Below are 23181 nucleotides of genomic sequence, written 5' to 3'. Positions count from 1 at the left end.
CTTACAAGAACTTTTAAGCTATGTGTAGGGAGATCAAATATTTTTGTAATTCTGATTCAAATTGTAAACTTGGATAAACAGCTTTCTAAACCTGACGCAATTATTCAGCAGCTAATTTTGTTGGCGATGGCGGTGCTGTTGACGCTGATGCTAGGGGTTTTTGGCATTCATAGAATCCGAGTATCCGATCCGTATATCAAGAGCGTTTTATCGATTTCAGGCAATGCTGCTCAAGGGCAGGCAATTTTTCAGATGAATTGTGCAGGTTGTCATGGTTGGCAAGGAGATGGTAGCGTTGGACCAAGCTTGCAGGGAGTTTCCAAGCACAAATCTCGTTATGGTTTGATTCACCAAGTCGTGAGCGGCGAGACTCCGCCAATGCCTCAATTTCAGCCGAATACAAAAGAAATGGCAGATTTGCTGAGTTATTTGGAAACTTTGTAAACTAATAGAATTTTGCTTAGTGCGATCGCCCTTCAATACCTTTCGGGACTCCCTTGGAAGTATTATAAAGTTTAGAGTTGTTTTGTAATTTTAGTTTTGAGCTTACTGGTATGGAAATTTTGACACTGGGTTGGGTTTCATTATTAGTTTTGTTTACATGGTCGATTTCTATGGTGGTTTGGGGTCGTAATGGATTGTAAGTAACGTGGAAGAAACGACTATTTTACCGATTTTGGCGGTATCAGCTTTTGGTTTATTAGTAGTGGTGAGCGGGGGCATTATTTATTTAACCGCCTCCTCTTGGCGCGATCGCCGCCGTCAAGAAAATGAACTTCGTGCCAATAGACGCAGTGTGCGCCCCAATAAAAAGTAGGTTTTGCGCTAATGCTGCCTACAAACAAAAATGGTACAGGCATATTACCTGTACCATAAAAATTGATTATTTTAAACCTATTGCATCGTTGCAGTTTTTTCTCGATTAAGCTTCAATATCAAAACTCCCAAAGGTGGCAAACACAAATCCAAGGAGTAAGCGCGATTATGGCACGACCATTCGTCTGCCCATTTACCGCCCAAATTACCCATATTGCTACCGCCATACTCCCGCGCATCGCTGTTGATTAGCTCAGTATAAAACCCTGGCTCTGGTACGCCAATGCGATAGTGCGAATGAGGCTGAGGAGTAAAGTTACAAACCACAATCAAAAACTCCTCCGAATCTTTAGCACGGCGAATAAACGACACTACACTATGACGGTTATCGCTGCAATCTATCCATTCAAAACCTGGCTCGGCAAAATCTTGAGTGTATAAAGCGGTTTCTTGCCGATAAATCCGGTTGAGATCCCCCATAAATTGTTTTAATTGCTGGTGCGGTGAGTGTTCCAACAAATGCCACTCCAAATCGCCCCACACATTCCACTCGCTCCATTGCCCGAACTCCATCCCCATAAAGAGAGTTTTCTTGCCAGGATGAGCAAACATATAGCTAAACAAACAGCGCATATTTGCTAGTTTTTGCCAGGTGTCACCGGGGATTTTGCCGATAATATTACTCTTGCCATGCACCACCTCATCGTGAGACAACGCCAACATAAAGTTTTCGCTGTGGTTGTACCACATACTAAAAGTTATGTTGTTTTGGTGGAATTGGCGAAACCAAGGATCCATGCTGAAATAGTCCAGCATATCGTGCATCCAACCCATATTCCACTTTAAGTTAAAGCCTAACCCGCCCATGTAAGTAGGCCACGACACCATTGGCCAAGAAGTAGATTCTTCGGCAATGGACAGTGCGCCTGGAAAGTAACTAAAAATTACATGATTGGTTTGGCGCAGAAAATCCGCCGCTTCTAAGTTTTCTCTACCGCCGTATTGATTAGGTAGCCATTCGCCAGGTTTACGGCAGTAATCGAGGTAAAGCATAGAAGCAACCGCATCAACACGAATTCCGTCAATATGATATTTATCAAACCAAAACAAAGCATTAGCAACTAAAAAATTTCTGACTTCGTGGCGGTTGTAGTTAAAAACTAACGTACCCCATTCTTTGTGTTCGCCTTTACGGGGATCGGCGTGTTCGTAGAGGTGAGAGCCATCAAAAAATGCCAATCCATGCCCATCTTTGGGAAAGTGACCGGGAACCCAATCGACTAATACACCAATGTTGTGTTTGTGGCACTGATCGACGAAATACATAAAGTCTTCCGGGCTACCATAGCGGGAGGTAGGCGCGTAGTAACCTGTTACTTGATAGCCCCAAGAGCCATCAAAAGGATGCTCGGCAATGGGAAGCATTTCTATGTGGGTGTATCCTAGTTCGATGACGTAGGGGATCAGGCGATCGGCAAGTTCTCGATAGGTAAGAAATCGCGCCCCTGGTTTAAGCTCTGAAACGGTAACTACAGGTTCGCTTTCGCCGTTAGGTGCTGTAGCCGGGGTTTCTGAAGCCCCATGCAGCCAAGAGCCTAAATGTACTTCGTAAACTGAGATCGGTTGCGTTAAGGGGTCGCTATGACGGCGCTGCTCCATCCACTGCGAATCCTGCCATTGATAAGTATCTAAATCGGCAACTATTGAGGCAGTTTTGGGGCGGACTTCTTGCTGAAAACCATAAGGATCAGACTTTTCGTAAATATGACCGTCTTGGTTTTTAATTTCGTATTTATAACTGTCGCCAACTTTGACTTCGGGAATAAATAATTCCCAAACTCCGGTAGCACCTTTACGCATTTGATTTTTGCGTCCATCCCAATAATTAAAATCTCCCAGCAGCGAGACATTACGAGCGTTGGGGGCCCAAACTGCGAAATAAACTCCTTTAACGCCGTTAATTTCGGTAGCATGAGCGCCTAGTTTTTCATAAATACGATGATGATTGCCTTCAGAAAATAAATGTAGGTCAAAATCTGTGATTCTTGGCGAACGGAAGGCGTAAGGATCGTAAATTACCCGATCGCGATCGCCTTCAAGCAAACGCAACTGATAGTTTGTTAATTCTGGCGTGTCAATCGTGCATTCAAAAAAATGCGGATTATGCACACTATACATTTGGTATTCTAGGCGTTCTTCTGGCAGTACAACCCAAGCACTGTCAGCGCTCGGTAAGTAGGCTCTCACTACCCAAACCGTTTTGCCATCTTGCTCGATGGCGTGAGCGCCCAATACTTCAAAAGGATCTTGGTGCTGATTCCAAACAATCCGCTCTACCTGTTCGGGGGCTATGGTTATAGACATGGAGCTACCTGCTTGTATATAAATTTAGTTCTTATCGTCATATTTATACATATATGTTCAATCCTGTGTCAAAGGAATTGAATTTAGTTTTGTTCAGAATTTACGGCTTTAAATTGGCAAAAAGGGGGCAAAAGTGCGAATTAACTGGCGCAAACGTAGGAGAAAAATAGTTTCCCTCACTTTGGGACTGAGTTTTAGTGGAGGAGAGTCTTGGAGTGATTCTTGCAGTTCGGCGTACTCGGCAGCAGTTAGCGGTTTACCATCAATGGGCGATCTGGCTGCTACAATGATTTCCGTCCGCAATACTTCCTCTGGAATCTCGGTTTGTGGTGGCATAGACAGCACAATCGGTTTAGGGGTAAATAAAGTTGCTCCCACAATTAGGCTTGTACCTATGCCAATCATAAATAATTGTTGGCGTTTGCCTAACATACCTTAATTTTTTATTTTCTGTAAAATAGATATTTTTAATTAACGATTCCCGGTGGTAATGGTTCGCCGCAAACTAAATGAATTTGCTTAATTTGCTCGAATAACCAAGGATATTGTTGTTGATAGGTGGGAATTAAAGCTAAAGGACTCAGCAAGGCGGCGGCGGTTAAATCGGCAACGCTTAAAGCTTCACCCACTAAATAACTACTTTTCTTCCAGCGCCGCGATAACTCGGCTAAAGCAATTTCTATTCTCTCGGTTGCCAGTTTTGCCGTAGCGTCAGTAATTCCATATTGTTTTTGGACTACTTGAATTAAGACTTGGCTAAATACTTTGGGATCGATAGATTTGCCCGCTCTAGCGCGGAAGTGGTAATACACAAACCTAGTTGCTGTGCCAATGCTTTCATCTAACCAATCTTCTAGCATATTTGCTTCGGTTTGCTCCCTTGAATCAGGCAAAAATAGCGACGGCTTGGGGCAATAACTTTCTAAAAATTTAAAAATATTTGTGGAGTCAGCGATCGCCTCTACTTGTCCTACTTCTTGGGGTAACAATACAGGTAATGTTGTTAGTCCCGTCAATGGCTTGAGTTTGAGAATGTGCAAGCCTGGGGTTAGATTGCTTACTTGATAAGATATTTTTTTATAGCCTAGCGCTAGTCTCGCTTTGCGACAGTAATGAGAAGTACTAAATTGCAATAGTAGCATTAGCAAACTTGCGCTTTAAACAAAATACAATAATTCTCCTACAAATATATGCCAAAAGCTTTCTGAATTTAGGGTTATTTACCTGTATCCAACGAGCTTACGCAGATTTTTTGTAGGAGAATACTTCACCAACTTTAAAATAAAGTTGTTTTCCTAGCTACTAGGGCGAAGGTGCGGGAGATGTTGTGGGAGATTCTGCGGGTGATGGGCTAGTGCCATCGCCTGTTTGATTGCAAGCTCCTAAACCGCCTGCCAATAGACCGAATACCAAAGCAATACCAATGACTTTTGTTTTCATAACTCCTCTTTCACCAATGGCGGCATAACATAAATGTGCCGCTTGTTGATTAAGATACCGCATTTGTTGACTTTTATTAAATAAGTACAATTGTACTTATTTTTGCTAATTCACAACTTTTTTGGAAAAAATTAGCGATAGCAAATAGTTAATCCACTGCAAGCGGCAATGTTTTGATGATTGCCGTTTCCAATATTGTTTGAAAAGTTAACATTTTTTCTGGCTCTAGCCTACTTCCCTAGGTAGAGGTTTAGCTAAAAATGCAGTAAAAAGGCAAAAAACCGAGAATTATTGTTAATTTTTACCCAATCATGTATTTTGCGTTAGATAGCTAAGACTGAGTCCAAGGCTAAAATGATTAATGGCAAACCCAAAGCTAAAAAAAATTCCTGCAATTAGTGCCTTGCCATTGATTAAACTTCTAAAATAACCGAGAGTAAAGGACTAATAGCTCAATCAATTTTGACCAGCAAGTTTTATGCGTGTTGTTTCTAATCCCTCCGTCGTTTCTAAACCTAAGTCGCCTGGTAGAACTCAAACAACTGGTAATAGATCCGATCGCCAAGTTACTACTATCAAACCCAGAAGTCGCTCTGTTCCCACTTCCTTAAAATCGCGTCCAGTCCCAATTTGGTTTTTACGCCTGCGTTTTTGGCAGCGTCGTTCTAGCCTCATTACTTTGATGCTGATTGGCGGAACGCTATTAACTTATAGCTTTACGGTTTATCTACAACAACAGTGGGCTAGGGAATTTCGCAAGCTAGAAAGCTTGCAACGGCACGAAAGACAACTAACTACGACTAATGAGGTGCTAAAAAATCAATTGGCTACTCAAGCGGAGCAACCATCCACAGGATTAGTTCCACCAAATCCGGCAGACGCGATTATTTTAAAAACATCTAGTCCGATAACGGGCGATCGCCCGTCGCTGCAACCACCGTCACCAAAAATTGATATTCCTTCTGGTTATTAAAAGTAAACTAATATTACCTAAATGTAATATTGTGGCTCATCTATGCTAGATAAATCTTCGTGTGACGCTAATCTACTCGCTATTTTGTAACCAATGCCAAGTTCGCTGCCTCCCTCTTATAGCAACAAGTGCGATCGCCGCCCCCAAAATCGTCAAGGGCTACGGCGGCAAAGGCCGCGCTCCCAAGCAAAGCATGGAAGCTCTTTAAAGCCGCAATTATCTTATGTCAGGTTGTTGCTAATTTTGGTTTTTTTTGTCTGTATAGGGGTGGGGCTGGGAGTACAGTTGTATCGGTTGCAAATCTTGCAGGGAACAAAGCTATTGGGTATGGCTCAACAGCGTCAATTAGAGGTTTTGCGGCGAGTTACTCCCCGTCGCCAAGTAATAGATAGGTCGAACAATGTTTTGGCAATCGATCGACCAGTTTCAACTCTCTACGCTCATCCTCAGTTATTTAAAGAGTCTCCCTTAGAAATCGCCAGCAAGTTAAGTAGCGTGTTGAACCGCCCCGCCGTAGAGTTTGTAAATCAATTTAGCCTCCGTCCTACAGGCATTAAAATAGCCCCAGTAGTAGAGGAAGAAATTGCCGACAAGATTTCTAAGTTACGCTTGTCAGGAATAGAGTTAAGCGATCGCAGGTATACTCGTTTTTATCCTCAACAGGATTTAGTTGGGGATATAGTCGGCTACGTCAATCTCGATCGTAGCGGTCAAGCAGGAGTAGAGTACAGTCAACAAAAGAGGCTAGAACGCCCCTTAGAGTCAGTTAAAATTAACCGTCGGGGCGATGGAGCGTTACTAAGCAATCGCTTGCCTTCAGGATTTCTGCACGTAGATGACTTAAGGCTACAGTTAACAATCGATACTCGTCTGCAAAGAGCTTCCCGTCTGCGACTAAAGGAACAATTACAAAAGTTTGGCGCTAAACGCGGTAGTGCGATCGTCATGGATGCCAAAGATGGGGCAATCCTAACCATGGTGTCTTACCCTTCCTACGATCCTAATATTTATTACAAATCAGATGTAAAGTTATTTAAAAATTGGGCGCTATCAGACCTTTACGAACCAGGATCGACGTTTAAACCAATAAATGTGGCGATCGCTCTAGAGAGTGGCTTAATTCAACCAACTAGCGTATTTGGCGATCCCGATGTGATTAAAGTTGGCGGCTGGCCAATTAGAAATGCGGAAAGAGAAAATCGCTACTCCCTCTCTGTAGCCGGAATTTTGCAGTATTCCAGCAATGTTGGCATGGTGCAAATTATGCAAAGAATGAAACCCGTTGAATATTACAAATGGTTGGAAAAATTAGGCTTAAATAAACCTGTAGGTATAGATTTGCCTTTTGAAGCTGTAGGGCAAATTAAAGACCGTAAACAGTTTATTAACTATCCAATTGAAAGCGCTACTACTTCCTTTGGGCAAGGATTTTCGCTCACCCCAATTAAGTTAGTCCAACTCCATGCGGCTTTGGCTAATGGCGGTAAATTGGTTACTCCTCACGTCGTGCGCGGACTTGTAGATGCTAAAGGACAAAGCCACTGGCAAGCAACTTTGCCACCACCCCAGCAAATTTTTTCACCCAAAACTACCCAGCAGGTAGTAACAATGATGGAAAAAGTAGTTAAAGAAGGTACAGGCAAAGCTGCTCAAATTCCCGGCTATCGTTTGGGAGGAAAAACTGGTACTGCTCAAAAAGCTAGTCCGATGGGTGGTTATTCTAGTGCAGCGAAAATTACTAGCTTTGTGAGTATTTTTCCGATAGAAGCTCCCCGTTATGTAGTTTTAGTCGTAGTGGATGAACCAAAAGGCATTGCTTTTGGCTCTACTACCGCCGCTCCCGTAGTCAAATCAATTATAGAATCGTTAATTGCCATTGAAAGACTGCCGCCTAGCCAACCAATAGTTGCTAAAGCTAGTCCCTCTCCTCAAGTAAGTAGAGATTAGGGAAAACTCTACTTTACACCGCCAAGGAAAACTCAGATAATCGCTAAAATTAAGGAACATTCTCAAAATAAGCAGGGCTAAATTAAGTGATTCCTATCGTTATTGAGCAATCCGGTCGCGGGGAACGCGCTTTTGATATTTATTCCCGCCTTTTAAGAGAGCGGATAGTGTTTTTAGGACAAAAAGTTGATTCCAACTTAGCCAACTTGATCGTTGCTCAATTGCTGTTTTTAGATGCCGAAGACGCAGAAAAAGATATTTTCTTATATATCAATTCTCCTGGCGGCTCAGTAACTGCGGGCATGGGCATTTTTGATACAATCAAGCACATTCGCCCAGATGTTTGTACTATATGTACTGGTCTTGCGGCTAGTATGGGGGCTTTTTTGCTGAGTGCGGGGACCAAAGGTAAACGCATGAGTTTGCCTAATTCGCGGATTATGATCCACCAACCTCTCGGCGGAGCGCAAGGACAAGCTACAGACATCGAAATTCAAGCTAAAGAAATTCTTTACCACAAAAGAAAGCTCAACGAGCATTTAGCCGAACATACGGGTCAACCCCTGGAGAAAATCGCCGAAGATACCGAGCGAGACTTCTTTATGTCGCCAACGGAAGCTAAAGATTACGGTTTAATTGACCAAGTAATCAACCGTCATGCTGCGGGTAGCCGACCAATGGCAGTGGTTAGCTAAAACTTTTGGTTTTGGAGAAACAAATCCTCTTGTTTGCAAACAAGAGGATTTGTTTTTTAGCTGGCTGCTTGCAAATGCTGCAAAAACTCTTTTAATTCTTGGTAGCTTAAGTATTGGCGCGACTTTTTGTTGTAGTTTTCCATCAGATAATCTTGACCTTGTTGATTATCCCACCCCAAACGTTCTAGTTCTTTGCTAGTTTGAGCAAACACTTGTAAGTAATGCAAAAATTCATACAATTGTTCCGTACTTAGTAAATCGAGAGATTCTTTTTTATAAATGCGTTGGACATAATTGTGTTCTTGCTTGGCTGTCCAGCGCAAGTTTCTTAATTCTGTTTCAATGGCAATCAATGTATCAGATAGGTCTATTGGCTCAGTAACGGCTGTAGGCTCGATTAATTGGGCATCTTCTCTAGAGTCACGGGGGATAAAAGGCGTAACATTACTAAGTTCAGAGACTGGATTGTTAGGAAATGCAGTTTTAAGTTCAACCCCAAATTCCTCTACTGGGTCAGAATTAAGTTCTGTTAGCGATAAGTCATCTTTTAAACTAATTGGGGCAAATTCTGGATAATTTTCTGTAGGAGAAACAGTAGGTGTAAACCTGCGATCTAAATTACTTAAGTTAGTATCAGTTACTTTGGGGATAAAAGTAACGCTATTACTTTCTGGGGGTTGAGGAGAAACAATGTTTTGAGTAGGAATTAGGGCGATCGCTCTTGTTCTTGCTTGGTCTTCTGCTAGTTCTATCGTTTCCGCCGCCGCCATGCCTGTAGCACGAACTACACCTTCTATTTTGACGGATACTTGAACTACAAATTTACCTTGATAAATAGTTAGTAACTGCGATAAGAGAAAAGCTTGAGGATAGTGTTCTTGAAATTGAGCCAACAACATATAACAATTTACGAAAATAATTTTTTAACTTATCTAGCGGCGCAAAAAGTGCGATCGCTACGGGCAATCTATAAAATATCAAAGACTAACTTGATAAAATTAGACCCTTGATTATTACTTTCTTATCCTAGATGTTTATCGATAAGCCCGCTCGATCTTAGAATAAATACAATAGATAGAACGTTGTAGTAGGGGCGCAATGCATTGCGCCCCTACTATGAATCAAATAGGATTGCTATAGTTAACCACAGTTACCTGTTTAAGGACTAACAGGGCGAGCGCTTTAGTTACCGTTGCAACAATTAATTTTAGGGCGATCGCCAGCCAAAACTTGAAAACATCAAAAAACTTGCTGGCGCTGCTAGTCTAAGTGTCTATTGGGTAGCATTAAGGTTACATCGCGCTGATTGAGATGGTAATAATAATAATTTTTCCACCGGAGGACGGGTCGCTACATGGAAGTTTTTTCAATCGCTACACTACTGGCAAATTTTACCGATGATAAGCTGCTAGCTGCCAAGGTACTAGAAAAAAAACTTGATTGTGCTGATGAACAGTCAATTGGCAAACTACATATTGCTTTGGATGTCCTAGAAAAAGTTGGGATCGTTGCTAAAGATCGCGGCAAATACCGCCGAGTGTACGAAGAAGATTTGATTGAGGCAAAATTGCGCTGTTCGAGTAAAGGTTTTTGCTTTGCAATTCAACAAGGGGAAGGAGTAGAAGATATATATATTCGCGAAAGTCATCTGAGTACAGGTTGGAATGGCGATCGCGTTTTAGTCAAACTTACCAAAGAAGGCAGCCGTCGCCGCAGTCCTGAAGGAGAAGTAAAGCTAATTGTCGAGCGCTCAAATCACAGCTTGCTTGCCCGGATTAAACAGGCAAATAACGGCGCAATGCGTGCTGTACCTCTAGACGATCGCTTATTATTTGAAATCGATCTGCAACCAGATGGCGAACATAACCTAGAGCAAGCAATTAATCATTTGGTTCACGTAGAAATTCAACGCTATCCTCTCGCCCAATTTCCCCCGGTTGGTAAAGTAGTCCAAATTCTCGGTAGCGATGCGGAAGCCGCCGCAGATATAGATTTAGTTTGCTGCAAGCATGACTTACCAAGAGTTTTTTCTTCCTCGGTAGAACTTGCGGCTCAAAACTTACCTAAAACTGTTGGTAAAAACGAGATCAAAGCTAGGCTTGACTTGCGATCGCTCTTTACTTTGACAATTGTTGAAGAAGATACAGGAATGGGGGCAATACCGCTCGAAAATGCTTTTTCTTTAGAGCAAACTCCGGCGGGACACTGGCAGCTTGGAGTCCATATAGCCGATGTTGCCCACTACATCACCCCTGAATCAACCGCCTTGGATCGAGAGGGGTTAAAACGAGGTAGCGCTGTTTATTTGGGCGAAACAGTCCTACCGATGTTGCCAGAAGCCGTTTTAGAGTGCTGCGCTTTGTTGCCGGGAAGCGATCGCCTCTGCATCTCGGTACTGATTACTATTGATGCTACAAGCGGACAAATAGTTGAATTTGAAATTCAACCGACGGTAATAAACGTAGATCACCAATTAACCGCAAAGGAAGCCCTCAGCCCTGGGGAAGAAGTAAATAGCAAGCTAGAGCAGCTTTTGACAGTAAGTGAATTAATTAGAGTTGGGCGTTTGCAACGCGGTAGTTTTGAACTCAAGTTACCACCTCGCCTTAATCAATACAAAGATGAAGGAATTTTAGGAGCAGTAGTAGTTGCTTCTAGCGAAAATCAGCCACCGTCGCCAGCAATTGGGTTGATGATGACAGAATTTGTCTTACTGGCAAATCAAGTAGTCGCAAGTCACTTACAAGCGCTTGGGGTTCCAGCAATCTATCGCTCGCAATCCGCCCCTGATGTAGAAGACGTAGAAGAAATGATTAAACTTGCAAGTAATTTAGGAGCGCAATTAACTCTTACGGATAATTTGGTTACACCGAATGATTTTCAGGGTTTTTTAGAGCAATTTTCCACTTTGCCATCGGAGCAAGTATTAAATTATTTACTGCAAGCGACGCTCAAAAACTCTACTTATAGTCTGCAACCTCAACCTCATTTTAGTTTAGCTTTGGAGTATTACACCCGGTGTACATACCCATTGCGACGTTATGCCGATTTGCTGATTCAGAGGGTACTGCATCACATATTTGAACAAGGACGCGATCGCCGTACCACCCGCGCCAAGGAAAGTGTCAATCTTCGCCATAGTTCGGCGCGAGGTAACATTAGTTGGAACGTTTTACCTACAGAGATTCATCAAGAACTAGAAGCAGATTTAGGACGAGTAATTGTCCCCATGGGCGATCGCGAAAAAGAAGTTCAAGACGCGGAGGAAGACTTGTTAGGGCTGCAAAAGGCGCAAATTATGAAGCAGCGTACTGGTGATGTTTTTGAAGGATTAATTACTGGAGTGCAGTCTTACGGCTTTTTTGTGGAAATTGCCCTGCAAGCAGAAAATGGTAGACAATTACAAGTTGAAGGCTTAGTTCATGTCAGTTCGCTTAAAGATGATTGGTATGAGTATAGAGCTAGATTGCAAGCACTATTCGGACGCAAAAATCGCGCTTCTTATCGTTTAGGCGATCGGGTAGAAGTTCAAGTCAAAAACGTTGACTATTACCGCCAGCAAATTGATTTAGTCACGGTAAATAGTAGTAATAATGGTCAGACAACTACTGCCAATAACAATAACTTCAACGCTACTGAGGACGGCGACCAATTGAATGAAGAGGACTTAGAACCTTATACTGACGATGAGCTATAGTTCTCTATTTTTAACTTTGCGTGTCTAACCCTATTCAATTAGATTCCCTACCTGCGCCAATACCAATAATATTGGGTGTTACTGGCGCATCCGGGCTGATTTATGCTGTCCGCGCTGTCAAGTTTCTGTTGGCGGCGGGGTACAATATCGAACTTGTTGCCTCCAAATCTACTTATATGGTTTGGCAGTCAGAACAAGATGTAAAGATGCCTGTAGAACCATTCCAGCAAGAGCAATTTTGGCGACAGCAAGCTGGAGTCGAAAGTGGCTTAGGTAAACTAACTTGTCATCCTTGGGGCGATGTAGGTGCGAATATTGCTAGTGGCTCTTTTCGTACCCTAGGAATGGTCGTCATCCCCTGTAGTATGAGTACCGCCGCCAAGTTAGCGGCGGGCTTAAGCTCAGATTTGTTGGAACGGGCGGCGGACGTGCAGTTAAAGGAAGGGCGCAAACTTGTAATAGTGCCGCGCGAAACTCCTTTCAGCCTCATTCATCTGCAAAATCTAACCACTTTAGCCCAGGCTGGAGCTAGAATAGTACCAGCAATTCCTGCTTGGTATCATCACCCTCAAACTATTGAAGACTTAGTAGATTTTGTAGTAGCCCGCACTTTAGATCAGCTAGATATTGATTGTATCCCCATCGAACGGTGGCAAGGTCGTACTTAAAGGCACAATAGAAAATAGTTCTAGACTATCTAACATTATTTTCGTTTCACCCAACCAAAACTAATTTATGCAAATCATTTTGCTGTTGGCAATCCTAGGGGGACTAGCATTATTATTAGTGCAAAATTGGTCGCCAGTTATTCCCTTGGTATTTTTGGGTTTAACAACTCCAGCTTTGCCACTAGCAGTATGGATTCTAATTAGTTTAGTTGCGGGTGCCGGTACATCAATAGCGATCGCTAGTTTATTTAATCTAGCAAATTACTTTGCTCCCAAACCCACCAAAAAGCGCCAAGTTACACCGCCGTCTCGTTCTCAACCATCATCTAATCCTTATACTAAGCGACCAGTTCAAGAGGCAAGTAGCAATAACAGCGCTGATGACTGGTTAGAAGATCCTATCAATGACGAGGATTGGCAGGATGAAGAAAATACGCAAGACTCCCAGAACGCTGATTCTTATCCCCAAGATAGAAGCTACGAAGTAAATAGCGAACCCAAGAGCAGCAAACGCCAAGGATCGGTTTATTCCTATAGTTACCGAGAGCCGGAGAGTTCTGAAGTAGGAAAAACGCAATCAGTATACGATGCTGACTATCGAGTGCTGACACCGCCTTACAAGTCGCCTAATCCAGTACGAGATGATGACGATTGGGGGTTTGATGATGAGCAAGATGATTTGCGATCGCCACAACGTTAGTATTTATGTACTGACTGATAGTAAATAATTAGTTATGAGAATAAAGGTGGTAATGGCTCAAACCTGTTGACAAGGGATTAAATTAGTAGTCCAAACTCATAACGGTTGATAAATAACCCAATTACCAGATCGTGCATTTCAATAGATTTGGAGAAGCATCTTACCAATAATATGTACTTGTCGATCTAAATATCGTTGATGGAAACCCCATTCATCTTTTTGATAATGATAATTAACTTGCTCAATTAATGGCTGCAACTCTTTTACAGCAAGACTTACTTCGGAAAATGACAGAAGAGGGATATATGCATACTAACATTTTAGACTGATATTTTGAGACGTTTTTAATAAAAAGCATCTCAAAATACTACTTTGCTGATAATCATGCAATTGCCTGCTCAAAGCTAGTGGCTGAATACTTCTAAGTGTTTTCGGAGATGTCTAATAAAATTTGGGACATAAAATATTTATGCCCCAAGCCAAGAATAAGTTAATATTGCGGTAAAATTCTTATTGTGTAGGTGTAGCCCCACGCCTAACATTAGGACGCGAAGAGCGTAAAATTGAGGTGTTGTAAGGATTTGGTAAATCTCTAGTCCTAACTACGCGATCGCTAGAACCCTGCTGTAACAGCGCCTCTTTGTAAAAAATAGTAATTGCTTCGGTATCGGCGGTAATTTCCTTGTCTGTAAAGGACGTATTGAACGAACCAAAACCGAGGAGAAAGTCTAGCTGCCGCAGAAAAGAACGATTTTCTACATACTCTTTATCGTTAGTAAAAAACACCTCCTCAAACTGATCGGCGAGGGTTTTGGGCTGAGAATACTGGTTTATTGGAGTAGTTTGCGCCGTTGCGGTAGAACCAATACAAACCGTTGTAAACAGCGCCAAAGCGCCTATCAAACCATTAAATCTTATACCCATAATGTTGCTCCTCACTTGTAAATTTTTTGTTTATGGTTGCATCTAGCATCAGTGTTAGCTTATTTTTGGCTTTGCCACAACTATTAAATTTTAATGATGACTAACCAAATCCCCAACCAGATAAATACGGAAGTTTGGGCCGTTGATGCCGATTTAACGCTCGTAAAATCTCATTTGCTCGATTTATTTTGTACTTTAGCCTATCAAGAGGGTGATTTTGTACTTTCTTCTGGTCAAAAAAGTTCTTACTACATTAATGGTAAGCAAGTAACTTTACATCCTCAAGGAGCAATTGCGATCGCCCGTCTACTATTATCCCAGCTTCCTAACAAGACTCAAGCAGTGGCAGGTCTTACTTTAGGAGCAGATCCGATTGTAAGCGCCGTGAGTGTAGTTTCGGTTTATGAAAACCGCCCAATTCCCGCTTTAATTATCAGAAAAGAAGCAAAGGGACATGGAACTATGGCGTATATCGAAGGCTTAACTTTACCTATGGGTGCGCCGGTGGTAGTTCTAGAAGACGTGGTAACTACCGGACAATCAGCATTACAAGCCGTAGAGAGGCTCACAGGCGCGGGCTATAGCGTTACTGACGTAATGGCGCTAGTAGATAGACAGCAGGGAGGAGAACAGTTGTATAAGTCGGCGGGTTTGAATTTCCAGTCAATTTTTACAATTACTGACCTTCAAGAGCGATTTCGGGCAATGTAGAGACGTTGCAGTGCAACGTCTCTACATCAAAATTTCAGACGTTGCACTGCAACAAAATCAAAATTTACGCCTTAACTGGCTCTTTTGCCAAAAACTTCTCTAACTCTGTCAGCGCATCGGCATCTACTTTAGTCTGCATGGGGCAGAACTTAGGCCCGCACATTGAGCAAAATTCCGCAGTTTTGTATATGTCTGCGGGTAAAGTTTCATCGTGGTATTCCTTCGCTCGTTCTGGATCTAAAGATAGTTCAAATTGGCGATTCCAATCGAAGTTGTAACGAGCTTTAGATAATTCGTCATCTCTATCTCTAGCACCAGGACGATGACGGGCAATATCGGCGGCATGAGCGGCGATTTTGTAGGCAATCAACCCATTCCTCACATCTTCCGCATTTGGCAGCCCTAAATGCTCTTTAGGGGTCACGTAGCACAACATCGCTGTGCCATACCACCCCGCCATTGCTGCCCCAATTGCTGAGGTAATGTGATCGTAGCCGGGAGCAATGTCTGTAACTAACGGGCCCAAAACATAAAAAGGTGCTTCCGAACACTCCTCCATCTGTTTTTTGACGTTAAACTCAATTTGATCCATCGGTACGTGACCAGGCCCTTCTACCATGACTTGGATATCATCTTCCCAAGCGCGGCGAGTTAGTTGTCCTAACGTCTTTAATTCTGCTAGTTGCGCTGCATCAGAGGCATCGTGCGCGCAGCCGGGACGCAAAGAGTCGCCCAAACTAAAAGACACATCGTACTTTTTAAATATTTCGATGATGTCGCTAAAGTGAGTATATAGAGGATTTTGCTTGTGATGGTGCAGCATCCACCGCGCCAAAATCCCCCCGCCGCGCGATACAATTCCGGTTAGGCGATCGCGTACTAAAGGCAAATGCTCAATTAGTATCCCCGCGTGAATAGTTTGATAATCTACTCCTTGCTGGGCGTGTTTTTCGATAATGTGTAAAAAGTCATCGGCGGTAAGACTTTCAATTGTGCCATGAACGCTCTCTAATGCCTGGTATACTGGCACTGTACCAATTGGTATAGGGGATGCTTGGATAATTGCAGTGCGAATTTGATCTAAGTTTCCGCCTCCAGTGGACAAATCCATGAGAGTATCTGCGCCGTATTTGACGGCTAGATGTAACTTAGCAACTTCTTCTGCCAAGTCTGAGGAGTTGGGCGACGCGCCAATATTTGCATTGACTTTACACTTAGAAGCAATCCCAATCGCCATCGGCTCTAAATTGGGATGGTTAATATTGGCAGGGATAATCATTCTTCCCCGTGCTACTTCTGCTCGAATCAAATCAACGGGCAAGTTTTCGCGCTTTGCCACATACTGCATTTCTTCGGTAGCAACACCTTGACGAGCATAGTGCATTTGTGACACATTGCTTTGACCCTGGCGTTTGGCAATCCATTCTGTCCGCATTATTTATTACCTCTAATCACAGCTTCCCTACGCTGGTATTACCCAGTCTCAGGTTCTAAGGGACTATCTCAGCCTGGTCTATCAGACACCCCTAGCTCGATCACAAATATTAGCACTTTCACCCAATGATGGTACAAAAAATCTTTCAATAGTTGAAATACTTGTAATCGGCAGTGCAGGAGTTGAACCTGCCTAACACGAATTATGAGCTCGTTGCCTCAACCGCTCGGCCAACTGCCGCAGACTACATTTTAGTATATCGATGCTATATCGACTTTTGCTGGATGGATCTAAAACCTATCAAGTTCGCGATCGCCCATCCAATCGCATATATTATCATAACAACGACTTTGTTATTTTTTAAAATATATTTTGCCCAATGAAATTAAATTCCACAGCAATTTTAACTTTAGTATTATTAACCTTGATGGTAGGTTCGGGTTATCTAAGTTCGGTGTTGGCTTACGGGATTGGACATGAGGCACTCAAAAGCGTTACTAAGCCTGATGCTCGCCCCGCTACCAAAATAAAAGTCCGCAAGCCCACTTCGCAAAAAGAAGGCTCGGTAGTTATGTTGAAAGAGCAAGATATTCTCAATACCGTCAAAGCCCGAATTTCTGGCAAAGGCAAGAAAGTTAGACCTCAAAAAGTGCGTACTACTCAAAGTAATAATTCTGTAGCGCCAAAAGCTCAATTAGTGGCCGCTACCGAAACGCCTCAAGCAGGTTTTCCCATTAGCAATACTAATCAAGATGTAACTTTAAGTGTTACCTCGGCTCGGTATTCTGGCGGGGCATTGGTATTGAAGTTAGATTTTAAAAATAAAGGGGATAAAACTGTGCGTTTTTTGTATAGTTTTATGGATGTAACCGACGATCGCGGACGAGCTTTAAGCGCCAACACTGAAGGCTTACCAGAGGAATTACCACCCGACGGAAATAATACGGGGACAATTAGCATTCCTACAGCTTTACTTGATGATGTGAAAAGCCTATCATTGCAACTTACCGACTATCCCGATCAACAATTACAGTTGTTTGTTGCTAATATTCCCGTCGTTGCGTCCACACGCTAAAGGAAGTTTATAGTGAGTTTGGGTAGAATTTTTGTGATGGCAACTAATGTGTTTCGGGAAGTAATCCGCGATCGCATTTTATACATTATTGGCTTCTATGCGTTGCTAATGGTAGTAGTTATGCAGCTACTTCCGCAAATAGCCGCTAGTACCGAAGACAAAATCTTTTTAGATTTTGGACTGGCGGCGATGAGTGTACTAGGTTTAATTGTGGCGGTGTTTGTCGGTACGGGGTTAGTTAGTAAAGAGATTGAAAAACGCACAGTTTTATCTTTAATTGCTAAACCGATTAGTCGCGCTGAATTTATTATTGCCAAACATTTAGGTTTATCTAGTGTTTTAGGGTTACTTATCGCGGTAATGATGGTAATTTATCTTGCTTTGTTGCAATTTCAAGGTATTAATTACTCACTTAGTAGCATCTTGCTGGCGGCGGTGTTTTTAGTTTTGCAGCTAAGTTTGATTACTGCTTTTGCTTTGGCTTTGGGAGTATTTACAAGTTCGGTACTAGCAACACTGCTAACTTTTGCCGTGTTCTTGATGGGCAATTTTAGCCAAGACTTAGTTACTATTGGGCGTATTAGTAAAAATCCTGGTTTTGAGCGCCTAACTCAAACTCTATACTTAATATTGCCTGACTTATCGCGTTTAGACTTAAAAAATCTAGCAGTTTACGGATCAGAATTATTACCAAACTCGCTAACACTCCTAGCCAATGCTGCTTATGGCGTGGTTTATATTGTATTGATTTTGGCGATCGCTATTCTAGTATTTGCCCAACGGGAATTTTAAAAAAGTCACCAATACTTGCACCTCAATTAACAATCTGTTATTTTATAACTTATGTTCGATATAAAATCTAGCGATCGGAGATAATTATAGGTATTAAGTCTGTTGCTCAGTATGCCGAAGATTGTTGACCGCGACCAGTACCGCCAAGAACTGTTGATGAAAAGTTTTGACTTATTTGCTCAAAAAAGTTATAGCTCAATTACCATGCGGCAGTTAGCGCAAGGGATAGGGGTTTCTACAGGAACGTTGTATCACTATTTTCCGAGTAAAGAAGCTTTATTTTTGCAGTTGGTAGAAGAATTAGAACAGCAAAATATATTGCAATTTTTAGCAGAAGCAGGAAACCCGCCCACGTTAAAAGAGCGAGTTGCTTGCTTGTTTAAGTTTGTAGCTAAAAATGAAGATCGTATAGGCAAGCAATCGTTGCTATGGATTGATTTTCATCAACAACAGGCTTGGTCAGATATATCGATTAAACAAAAGCTTAGAGAAGTAGACGAACAAACAATTACAGAGATTGCCAACTATCTGCAAGTTTCCCAAAGGGTGCTGGTTGATTTTGTTCTGAATTCGCTTTACGGCTTGGTTTTGCGGCGGTTATTTGGCGAAGAAACTATTTCTTATACAGAACAAGGGGGGTTGGTAAGCGAAATGTTATCTAAGTATGTAGGAGAAGAAATATGAAAGATGCGCGACTTCTTCCCATTCCTAAAGATAAAAAGTTAATTGGTTTAGTCATAGCAGCTATAGCGGCAACAAGTGCGATCGCTTATTATGGCATTTCTCAGTCGGGAATGTTGACGCAAACAGCCCCGCAGACTGTCGTAACAACACCTCCAGCAAAAAAAATAACAGCTTTAGGCAGATTAGAGCCAGAAGCGGAAACAATTAGCTTGGCTGCCCCGGTGGCTTTGGATGGCGATCGCCTAGCGCAATTATTAGTGACTGAAGGGGACATAGTTAAAACTGGACAAGTATTAGCAATATTAGATTCTAGCGATCGCCTCAGCGATGAATTACAGCAAGCAAAAGAACAAGTAAAAAACGCTATTGCCAAGCTAAATCAAGTTAAAGCTGGGGCAAAAACCGGGGAAATTCAGGCGCAACAAGCAACAATTAGGCAGTTAGAGGCAGAATTAAATGGTGGTAATGAAACTCAAAATGCGGCGATCGCTCGGTGGGAATCGGAAGTACGCACAGCTTCGGCTGAGTATAACCGTTTTGTACAGTTGTATGGGCAAGGCGCGATCGCAGCTTCTAACTTAGATAGCAAGCGTTTGGTAGCAGAAACCGCATCGGCGCAATTAAAGGAAGCGATCGCAATTAAAGACCGTAATTTGTCAAGTCTGCAAGCTCAAATTAATCAAGCTAAAGCTACCTTAAATCAAATTTCTGAAGTGCGCCCAGTAGATGTGCAAGCAGCGCAGACAGAGGTAGAAACTGCACTTTCTGCCGTCAAAAGCGCTCAAACTGCTTTGGATCGAGCTTATATCCGTTCGCCGATAGCAGGGCAAATTTTAAAAATTCATACTTACCCTGGCGAAAAACTCAGCGATGACGGGATTGTTGAGATGGGAAAAACTGACAAAATGCTGGCAATAGCTGAAGTTTATCAAACTGATATTAGTAAAGTTAAAGTTGGACAGCTTGCAGTAATTACAAGTCAAGCTTTTGATGGAGAAATTAAAGGCACAGTAGCGCAAATTGGTTTACAAGTAGAGCGTCAAAAAGTATTTAGCGATCAACCAGGAGAAAACTTAGATCGCCGTATAGTAGAAGTCAAAATTCGCCTCAACCCTACTGGTAGCAAGCGGGTTGCTGGGCTAACTAATTTGCAAGTACAGACAGCTATTAATCTCTAGCTTTTCGTGAACTTACATTAATGAGATGTTTATAAACTTTAATCCTTGGAGGAAAACCAAGTGACGCAAGAAACAATCCAAGAACAGATTACTTACTACAAAGCTAGAGCTAAAGAATATGATGAATGGTTTTATCGAATTGGGCGCTACGATCGCGGATTGGAAATAAACCAACGTTGGTTTGATGAAGTTGCTATTCTCAAAAATGTTGTCCAGCAAGTAGGAACTGTTGATTCAATATTAGAGTTAGCTTGTGGTACTGGCATATGGACGCAAGAACTTTTGAAGATTGGTAAGCAAGTTACAGTGATAGATGCTTCCCAAGAAATGATTGAAATTAATCGCCAAAAACTAAACAACGCTCCTAACGTAGAATATCGGCAGCTAGATTTATTTTCATGGCAACCAGATAAACAATACGATCTAGTTTTCTTTTCTTTTTGGCTATCTCACATTCCCCCTATAAAAGTTGATGAGTTTTTGAGCAAAGTTTATGACTCAGTTATTCCCGGTGGCAAAGTTTTGATTATTGATTCTTATTTTGAAATAACATCTTCAGCTAAAGATCATCCGCTTCAAGACAAAAATGAAATTTACCAAAAGCGCAAGCTAAATGACGAGCGAGAGTTTCAGATATTTAAAATTTATTATCAACCTGATGTCTTGCTCCACAAACTAACTCAAGCTGGCTTCCAAGCACAGGTAAAACTTACAGATACATATTTTATCTATGGTCAAGGCGTAAAACTTTAATAGTTTAGAGACAGTTCAAAGGCAATTGCAAAAACTACAGACTTCCGCTCTAACTCAACTTATAACGAATGTTTGATATAAGGAGGAATTTATGATTCAAACTACCTATTTAATTTTTTGCATTTTAGGAACTATATTACCTTATTCTCAATTTGTGCCTTTTTTAGTAAAACACGGATTAAACTTACAGCTTTTTTTTGAGCAACTATTTATTAATCGCATCTCTAGCTTTTTTGCTATGGATTTGATTGTGTCATCGCTAGTGCTTTGGGTTTTTGTATTCTGGGAAGGTTCGCGGCTAGGAATGAAAAATCTATGGGTTTATGTTGCTAGTAATTTGCTCGTTGGGGTTTCGTTGGGATTACCGTTATTTTTACTAATGAGACAGCGCAAGCTGGAAGAAAGCGATCGCGCATCTGTAAAGCTTTAACTAACAACAGAAAGCCATGTTGTACAAAACATCATTTGTTTGGTTTCGCTTTTTTCGCCGCAAAACTTACCCTTGGGTGATTATTGCGATCGCATCAAGTAAAGTTATTTGCTCAAATGGAACTGAAAAAACTAAAGAGCAAGTTCGCTTGATGGTGACTTTAGCAAAGATTGATTTTGTGAAAATTTACGGTTTTATGAACGATCTACTGTGGTGAAAAGCCAACAAAAATAATTATGTTTAACAAAATTCCTCTAGCATGGCTGCAAGTAACTAGAGAAAAAACCCGTTTAGCTGTGGCGATTTCTGGAATTGCCTTTGCTGACTTGCTAATATTTATCCAAATGGGTTTTGAGGGTGCGTTGTACGATTCCGCCGTCAAACCTCATCGCAGCTTACAAGCCGATTTAGTTTTAATTAATCCACAATTGCAAGCACTGATTGCAGTCAAAAGCTTTTCTAGAGAACGTCTGTATCAAACTTTGAGTTATGAAGGTGTAGCATCAGTAAGTCCTCTTTACATTGATAGCGGACTATGGCGCAATCCAGAAACTCGTATTACCCGCGCTATTTTAGTGTGGGGAGTCGATCCCGCAAAACCTGTGTTTAAGCTTCCTGAAGTTAACCAAAATTTAGACCAGTTAAAGCTATTAAATCAGGTTTTGTTTGACCAAGCTGGTCGTCCCGAATATGGCACAATTGCCGATAGCTTTAATAAAACAGGTACGCTGGAAACAGAACTAAATAGCAAAAGTATTAGCGTTAAAGGCTTATTTACCAACGGATCGTCTTTTGCGGCGGATGGCAATGTTATTACTAGCGATTCAACGTTTTTACAACTGTTTCCCGATCGCAAACCAGAACAAATCGAAGTTGGTCTAATTAATCTAACTCCTGGCGCAGATATTGAACAAGTGCGAAGTCAACTAATTGCTGGTTTACCCGATGATGTCAAAGTGTTGACTACTGAAGAATTTGCTCAAATTGAAAAAGATTATTGGGCAAGCGGTACGGGAATCGGGTTTATATTTGGTTTGGGTGTAGGAGTGGGGTTTATTGTCGGGATCGTAATTGTTTATCAAATTTTGTATGCTGATGTCTCCGATCATTTGCCAGAATATGCCACCCTAAAAGCAATGGGTTATACAAACTTATATTTGCTGGGAGTTTTGACCCAAGAAGCGTTATTGCTGGCGATTTTAGGCTTTCTTCCTGGTTTTGCCCTTTCTTTTGGACTCTATCAAGTTACCTATGCAGCGACACTTTTACCGATTTCAATGACGGTAGATCGAGCGGTAACGGTATTTGTACTAACAGTTATTATGTGTAGCGTTTCGGGTGCGATCGCAATGCGAAAACTTCGATCAGCAGATCCGGCGGATGTTTTTTAACGTGTCAATAGCAAAATCTTGTTAGCGATTACTTCATCTACAGGCATTACAGATAAGCGATTACCGCGTCTTGTTACCCAAAGTTCATCACTACTAAATTCTTGTTTTAGTGTTTCTAAAGATATTAAAGTTGGGAAAGCTTCAATAAATTCTATAACAACTGTCTGCCAGCGCGGGGCTGCGGGAGTGGACTTAGGATCGTAATATTTACTATCGGGGTCAAACTGGGTAGGATCGACAATTTGGGGTTTGGCTACGCTAATTAAGCCGACAATACCGGGAATTTTGGTATTAGAGTGATAAAAAAATGCTTTGTCTCCTTGCTGCATTTGGCGCAGAAAGTTACGCGCTTGATAATTGCGAACTCCATCCCAAACCGTCTGACGGTCTTTTTTTAAGTGTAAAATGCTGTAGGTTTCCGGTTCAGACTTAATCAACCAATAATTCATTGATATTTAAAATAGTGAAAGTCTAACCTAGCTTATACCAGTGCTGTAACATAGCTTTT

General features: G+C 41.8%; 26 protein-coding genes, 1 tRNA gene, 1 pseudogene and 1 riboswitch. Of the genes and pseudogenes, 18 read left to right on the top strand and 10 right to left on the bottom strand.

The features are described 5' to 3' along the window. The first annotated feature begins 69 nt into the window (after window positions 1-69). From SYN7509_RS0211505 to SYN7509_RS30465, 3 genes are all read left to right on the top strand, one after another. Entirely contained in the window at window positions 70-444 is a 375-nt protein-coding gene (locus SYN7509_RS0211505) for a c-type cytochrome (protein ID WP_028954259.1), read from the top strand. Window positions 445-554: 110 nt separating this feature from the next. Then, window positions 555-644, top strand: a complete 90-nt coding sequence (gene petN / locus SYN7509_RS28510; RefSeq protein ID WP_009632791.1) for a cytochrome b6-f complex subunit PetN — start codon at window positions 555-557, stop codon at window positions 642-644. Between the two features lie 5 nt (window positions 645-649). Continuing rightward, entirely contained in the window at window positions 650-817 is a 168-nt protein-coding gene (locus SYN7509_RS30465; RefSeq protein WP_009632790.1) for a hypothetical protein, read from the top strand. A 77-nt stretch (window positions 818-894) separates the two neighbouring features. Here the strand turns inward: SYN7509_RS30465 and glgB are convergent, their stop codons facing one another. The 4 genes from glgB to SYN7509_RS0211480 all read right to left on the bottom strand — a co-directional run bounded on the left by glgB (window position 895) and on the right by SYN7509_RS0211480 (window position 4683). Continuing rightward, window positions 895-3180 carry a 1,4-alpha-glucan branching enzyme gene (gene glgB, locus SYN7509_RS0211495; RefSeq protein WP_009632789.1) on the bottom strand — a complete coding sequence of 762 codons (2286 nt, stop codon included), beginning with the start codon at window positions 3178-3180 and terminating at the stop codon, window positions 895-897. 108 nt (window positions 3181-3288) lie between these two features. Next, the gene (locus SYN7509_RS0211490; RefSeq protein WP_009632788.1) at window positions 3289-3612 is read right to left on the bottom strand and encodes a hypothetical protein; all 324 of its coding nucleotides are present in this window, start codon (window positions 3610-3612) and stop codon (window positions 3289-3291) included. Between the two features lie 35 nt (window positions 3613-3647). Beyond that, the gene (locus tag SYN7509_RS0211485) at window positions 3648-4322 is read right to left on the bottom strand and encodes a glutathione S-transferase family protein (protein WP_009632787.1); all 675 of its coding nucleotides are present in this window, start codon (window positions 4320-4322) and stop codon (window positions 3648-3650) included. A 160-nt stretch (window positions 4323-4482) separates the two neighbouring features. Then, a complete protein-coding gene (locus SYN7509_RS0211480) occupies window positions 4483-4683 on the bottom strand; it encodes a hypothetical protein (protein ID WP_009632786.1) in 201 nt (66 codons plus the stop codon). A gap of 415 nt (window positions 4684-5098) precedes the next feature. On the opposite strand from SYN7509_RS0211480, the gene SYN7509_RS25755 reads away from it, so the two are divergent. The 3 genes from SYN7509_RS25755 to clpP all read left to right on the top strand — a co-directional run bounded on the left by SYN7509_RS25755 (window position 5099) and on the right by clpP (window position 8235). Further along, window positions 5099-5593 carry a hypothetical protein gene (locus SYN7509_RS25755; protein WP_009632785.1) on the top strand — a complete coding sequence of 165 codons (495 nt, stop codon included), beginning with the start codon at window positions 5099-5101 and terminating at the stop codon, window positions 5591-5593. A 93-nt stretch (window positions 5594-5686) separates the two neighbouring features. Beyond that, the gene (locus SYN7509_RS0211470) at window positions 5687-7540 is read left to right on the top strand and encodes a peptidoglycan D,D-transpeptidase FtsI family protein (RefSeq protein WP_009632784.1); all 1854 of its coding nucleotides are present in this window, start codon (window positions 5687-5689) and stop codon (window positions 7538-7540) included. Window positions 7541-7626: 86 nt separating this feature from the next. Further along, a complete protein-coding gene (gene clpP, locus SYN7509_RS0211465; protein ID WP_009632783.1) occupies window positions 7627-8235 on the top strand; it encodes an ATP-dependent Clp endopeptidase proteolytic subunit ClpP in 609 nt (202 codons plus the stop codon). Between the two features lie 56 nt (window positions 8236-8291). Here clpP and SYN7509_RS0211460 read toward each other — a convergent pair whose 3' ends face one another. Further along, window positions 8292-9134 (bottom strand): hypothetical protein, encoded by an 843-nt coding sequence (locus SYN7509_RS0211460; RefSeq protein WP_009632782.1) that lies wholly within the window; start codon window positions 9132-9134, stop codon window positions 8292-8294. A 455-nt stretch (window positions 9135-9589) separates the two neighbouring features. Here SYN7509_RS0211460 and SYN7509_RS0211455 point away from each other — a divergent pair, with 455 nt between their 5' ends. The 3 genes from SYN7509_RS0211455 (at window position 9590) to SYN7509_RS0211445 (ending at window position 13300) form a co-directional block, all read left to right on the top strand. After that, window positions 9590-11932, top strand: coding sequence for a ribonuclease R family protein (locus tag SYN7509_RS0211455; RefSeq protein WP_009632781.1), 2343 nt, complete (start codon window positions 9590-9592; stop codon window positions 11930-11932). 20 nt (window positions 11933-11952) lie between these two features. Then, window positions 11953-12600: a flavin prenyltransferase UbiX gene (locus tag SYN7509_RS0211450; protein ID WP_009632780.1), complete on the top strand. Its 648-nt coding sequence runs from the start codon at window positions 11953-11955 to the stop codon at window positions 12598-12600. A 67-nt stretch (window positions 12601-12667) separates the two neighbouring features. Next, window positions 12668-13300: a LapA family protein gene (locus SYN7509_RS0211445; RefSeq protein WP_009632779.1), complete on the top strand. Its 633-nt coding sequence runs from the start codon at window positions 12668-12670 to the stop codon at window positions 13298-13300. Window positions 13301-13377: 77 nt separating this feature from the next. Here SYN7509_RS0211445 and SYN7509_RS31910 read toward each other — a convergent pair. Next, window positions 13378-13458 (bottom strand): annotated as a pseudogene (locus SYN7509_RS31910) (IS1 family transposase); the annotation flags it as partial. A 352-nt stretch (window positions 13459-13810) separates the two neighbouring features. Next, complete coding sequence (locus SYN7509_RS0211440; protein WP_009632778.1) at window positions 13811-14224, bottom strand: hypothetical protein; 414 nt, start codon at window positions 14222-14224, stop codon at window positions 13811-13813. Window positions 14225-14317: 93 nt separating this feature from the next. Between SYN7509_RS0211440 and pyrE the strand changes: the two genes are divergently transcribed. Further along, the gene (pyrE, locus tag SYN7509_RS0211435) at window positions 14318-14935 is read left to right on the top strand and encodes an orotate phosphoribosyltransferase (protein ID WP_009632777.1); all 618 of its coding nucleotides are present in this window, start codon (window positions 14318-14320) and stop codon (window positions 14933-14935) included. Between the two features lie 64 nt (window positions 14936-14999). Here pyrE and thiC read toward each other — a convergent pair whose 3' ends face one another. Together thiC and SYN7509_RS0211425 are read right to left on the bottom strand one after the other, a co-directional pair. Continuing rightward, on the bottom strand, window positions 15000-16370 hold the full coding sequence (gene thiC / locus SYN7509_RS0211430) for a phosphomethylpyrimidine synthase (RefSeq protein WP_009632776.1): 1371 nt from the start codon (window positions 16368-16370) through the stop codon (window positions 15000-15002). Window positions 16371-16377: 7 nt separating this feature from the next. Beyond that, window positions 16378-16473, bottom strand: a riboswitch (TPP riboswitch). Between the two features lie 64 nt (window positions 16474-16537). Then, window positions 16538-16610 (bottom strand) — tRNA-Ile (locus SYN7509_RS0211425). A 139-nt stretch (window positions 16611-16749) separates the two neighbouring features. Here SYN7509_RS0211425 and SYN7509_RS0211420 point away from each other — a divergent pair. The 8 genes from SYN7509_RS0211420 to devC all read left to right on the top strand — a co-directional run bounded on the left by SYN7509_RS0211420 (window position 16750) and on the right by devC (window position 22673). After that, entirely contained in the window at window positions 16750-17445 is a 696-nt protein-coding gene (locus tag SYN7509_RS0211420; RefSeq protein ID WP_009632775.1) for a hypothetical protein, read from the top strand. Between the two features lie 12 nt (window positions 17446-17457). Beyond that, entirely contained in the window at window positions 17458-18237 is a 780-nt protein-coding gene (locus SYN7509_RS0211415; protein WP_009632774.1) for an ABC transporter permease, read from the top strand. Between the two features lie 111 nt (window positions 18238-18348). Then, complete coding sequence (locus SYN7509_RS0211410) at window positions 18349-18921, top strand: TetR/AcrR family transcriptional regulator (protein ID WP_009632773.1); 573 nt, start codon at window positions 18349-18351, stop codon at window positions 18919-18921. Next, a complete protein-coding gene (locus tag SYN7509_RS0211405; protein ID WP_009632772.1) occupies window positions 18918-20099 on the top strand; it encodes an ABC exporter membrane fusion protein in 1182 nt (393 codons plus the stop codon). Before SYN7509_RS0211410 ends, SYN7509_RS0211405 begins: the two co-directional genes overlap by 4 nt. A gap of 60 nt (window positions 20100-20159) precedes the next feature. Next, a complete protein-coding gene (locus SYN7509_RS0211400; RefSeq protein WP_009632771.1) occupies window positions 20160-20852 on the top strand; it encodes a class I SAM-dependent methyltransferase in 693 nt (230 codons plus the stop codon). 91 nt (window positions 20853-20943) lie between these two features. Next, complete coding sequence (locus SYN7509_RS0211395; RefSeq protein ID WP_009632770.1) at window positions 20944-21282, top strand: DUF2834 domain-containing protein; 339 nt, start codon at window positions 20944-20946, stop codon at window positions 21280-21282. A gap of 16 nt (window positions 21283-21298) precedes the next feature. Further along, window positions 21299-21499 carry a hypothetical protein gene (locus tag SYN7509_RS0211390; RefSeq protein WP_009632769.1) on the top strand — a complete coding sequence of 67 codons (201 nt, stop codon included), beginning with the start codon at window positions 21299-21301 and terminating at the stop codon, window positions 21497-21499. Between the two features lie 19 nt (window positions 21500-21518). Continuing rightward, on the top strand, window positions 21519-22673 hold the full coding sequence (gene devC / locus SYN7509_RS0211385) for an ABC transporter permease DevC (RefSeq protein WP_009632768.1): 1155 nt from the start codon (window positions 21519-21521) through the stop codon (window positions 22671-22673). Here the strand turns inward: devC and SYN7509_RS0211380 are convergent. Continuing rightward, window positions 22670-23122, bottom strand: a complete 453-nt coding sequence (locus tag SYN7509_RS0211380) for an EVE domain-containing protein (RefSeq protein ID WP_009632767.1) — start codon at window positions 23120-23122, stop codon at window positions 22670-22672. The genes devC and SYN7509_RS0211380 overlap by 4 nt on opposite strands. Between the last annotated feature and the right edge of the window lie 59 nt (window positions 23123-23181).

Source organism: Synechocystis sp. PCC 7509 (genome assembly GCF_000332075.2).
In the GTDB taxonomy this organism is placed as follows: Bacteria; Cyanobacteriota; Cyanobacteriia; order Cyanobacteriales; family Chroococcidiopsidaceae; genus Aliterella.
Note: the sequence above shows the minus strand (reverse complement) of the source record. Positions and strands in the feature narration are given on the sequence as shown.

Excerpts from the sequence above, each read along its gene's own strand:
- SYN7509_RS0211440 (WP_009632778.1), bottom strand. The coding sequence starts at position 14,224 with ATGGGTATAAGATTTAATGGTTTGATAGGCGCTTTGGCGCTGTTTACA.
- SYN7509_RS0211410 (WP_009632773.1), top strand. The coding sequence starts at position 18,349 with ATGCCGAAGATTGTTGACCGCGACCAGTACCGCCAAGAACTGTTGATG.
- SYN7509_RS0211395 (WP_009632770.1), top strand. The coding sequence starts at position 20,944 with ATGATTCAAACTACCTATTTAATTTTTTGCATTTTAGGAACTATATTA.
- pyrE (WP_009632777.1), top strand. The coding sequence starts at position 14,318 with ATGATGACTAACCAAATCCCCAACCAGATAAATACGGAAGTTTGGGCC.
- devC (WP_009632768.1), top strand. The coding sequence starts at position 21,519 with ATGTTTAACAAAATTCCTCTAGCATGGCTGCAAGTAACTAGAGAAAAA.
- SYN7509_RS0211390 (WP_009632769.1), top strand. The coding sequence starts at position 21,299 with ATGTTGTACAAAACATCATTTGTTTGGTTTCGCTTTTTTCGCCGCAAA.
- SYN7509_RS0211455 (WP_009632781.1), top strand. The coding sequence starts at position 9,590 with ATGGAAGTTTTTTCAATCGCTACACTACTGGCAAATTTTACCGATGAT.
- SYN7509_RS0211480 (WP_009632786.1), bottom strand. The coding sequence starts at position 4,683 with ATGCGGTATCTTAATCAACAAGCGGCACATTTATGTTATGCCGCCATT.
- SYN7509_RS25755 (WP_009632785.1), top strand. The coding sequence starts at position 5,099 with ATGCGTGTTGTTTCTAATCCCTCCGTCGTTTCTAAACCTAAGTCGCCT.
- SYN7509_RS0211380 (WP_009632767.1), bottom strand. The coding sequence starts at position 23,122 with ATGAATTATTGGTTGATTAAGTCTGAACCGGAAACCTACAGCATTTTA.
- SYN7509_RS0211470 (WP_009632784.1), top strand. The coding sequence starts at position 5,687 with ATGCCAAGTTCGCTGCCTCCCTCTTATAGCAACAAGTGCGATCGCCGC.
- petN (WP_009632791.1), top strand. The coding sequence starts at position 555 with ATGGAAATTTTGACACTGGGTTGGGTTTCATTATTAGTTTTGTTTACA.
- SYN7509_RS0211405 (WP_009632772.1), top strand. The coding sequence starts at position 18,918 with ATGAAAGATGCGCGACTTCTTCCCATTCCTAAAGATAAAAAGTTAATT.
- thiC (WP_009632776.1), bottom strand. The coding sequence starts at position 16,370 with ATGCGGACAGAATGGATTGCCAAACGCCAGGGTCAAAGCAATGTGTCA.
- SYN7509_RS0211485 (WP_009632787.1), bottom strand. The coding sequence starts at position 4,322 with ATGCTACTATTGCAATTTAGTACTTCTCATTACTGTCGCAAAGCGAGA.
- SYN7509_RS0211420 (WP_009632775.1), top strand. The coding sequence starts at position 16,750 with ATGAAATTAAATTCCACAGCAATTTTAACTTTAGTATTATTAACCTTG.
- glgB (WP_009632789.1), bottom strand. The coding sequence starts at position 3,180 with ATGTCTATAACCATAGCCCCCGAACAGGTAGAGCGGATTGTTTGGAAT.
- SYN7509_RS0211490 (WP_009632788.1), bottom strand. The coding sequence starts at position 3,612 with ATGTTAGGCAAACGCCAACAATTATTTATGATTGGCATAGGTACAAGC.
- SYN7509_RS0211460 (WP_009632782.1), bottom strand. The coding sequence starts at position 9,134 with ATGTTGTTGGCTCAATTTCAAGAACACTATCCTCAAGCTTTTCTCTTA.
- SYN7509_RS0211445 (WP_009632779.1), top strand. The coding sequence starts at position 12,668 with ATGCAAATCATTTTGCTGTTGGCAATCCTAGGGGGACTAGCATTATTA.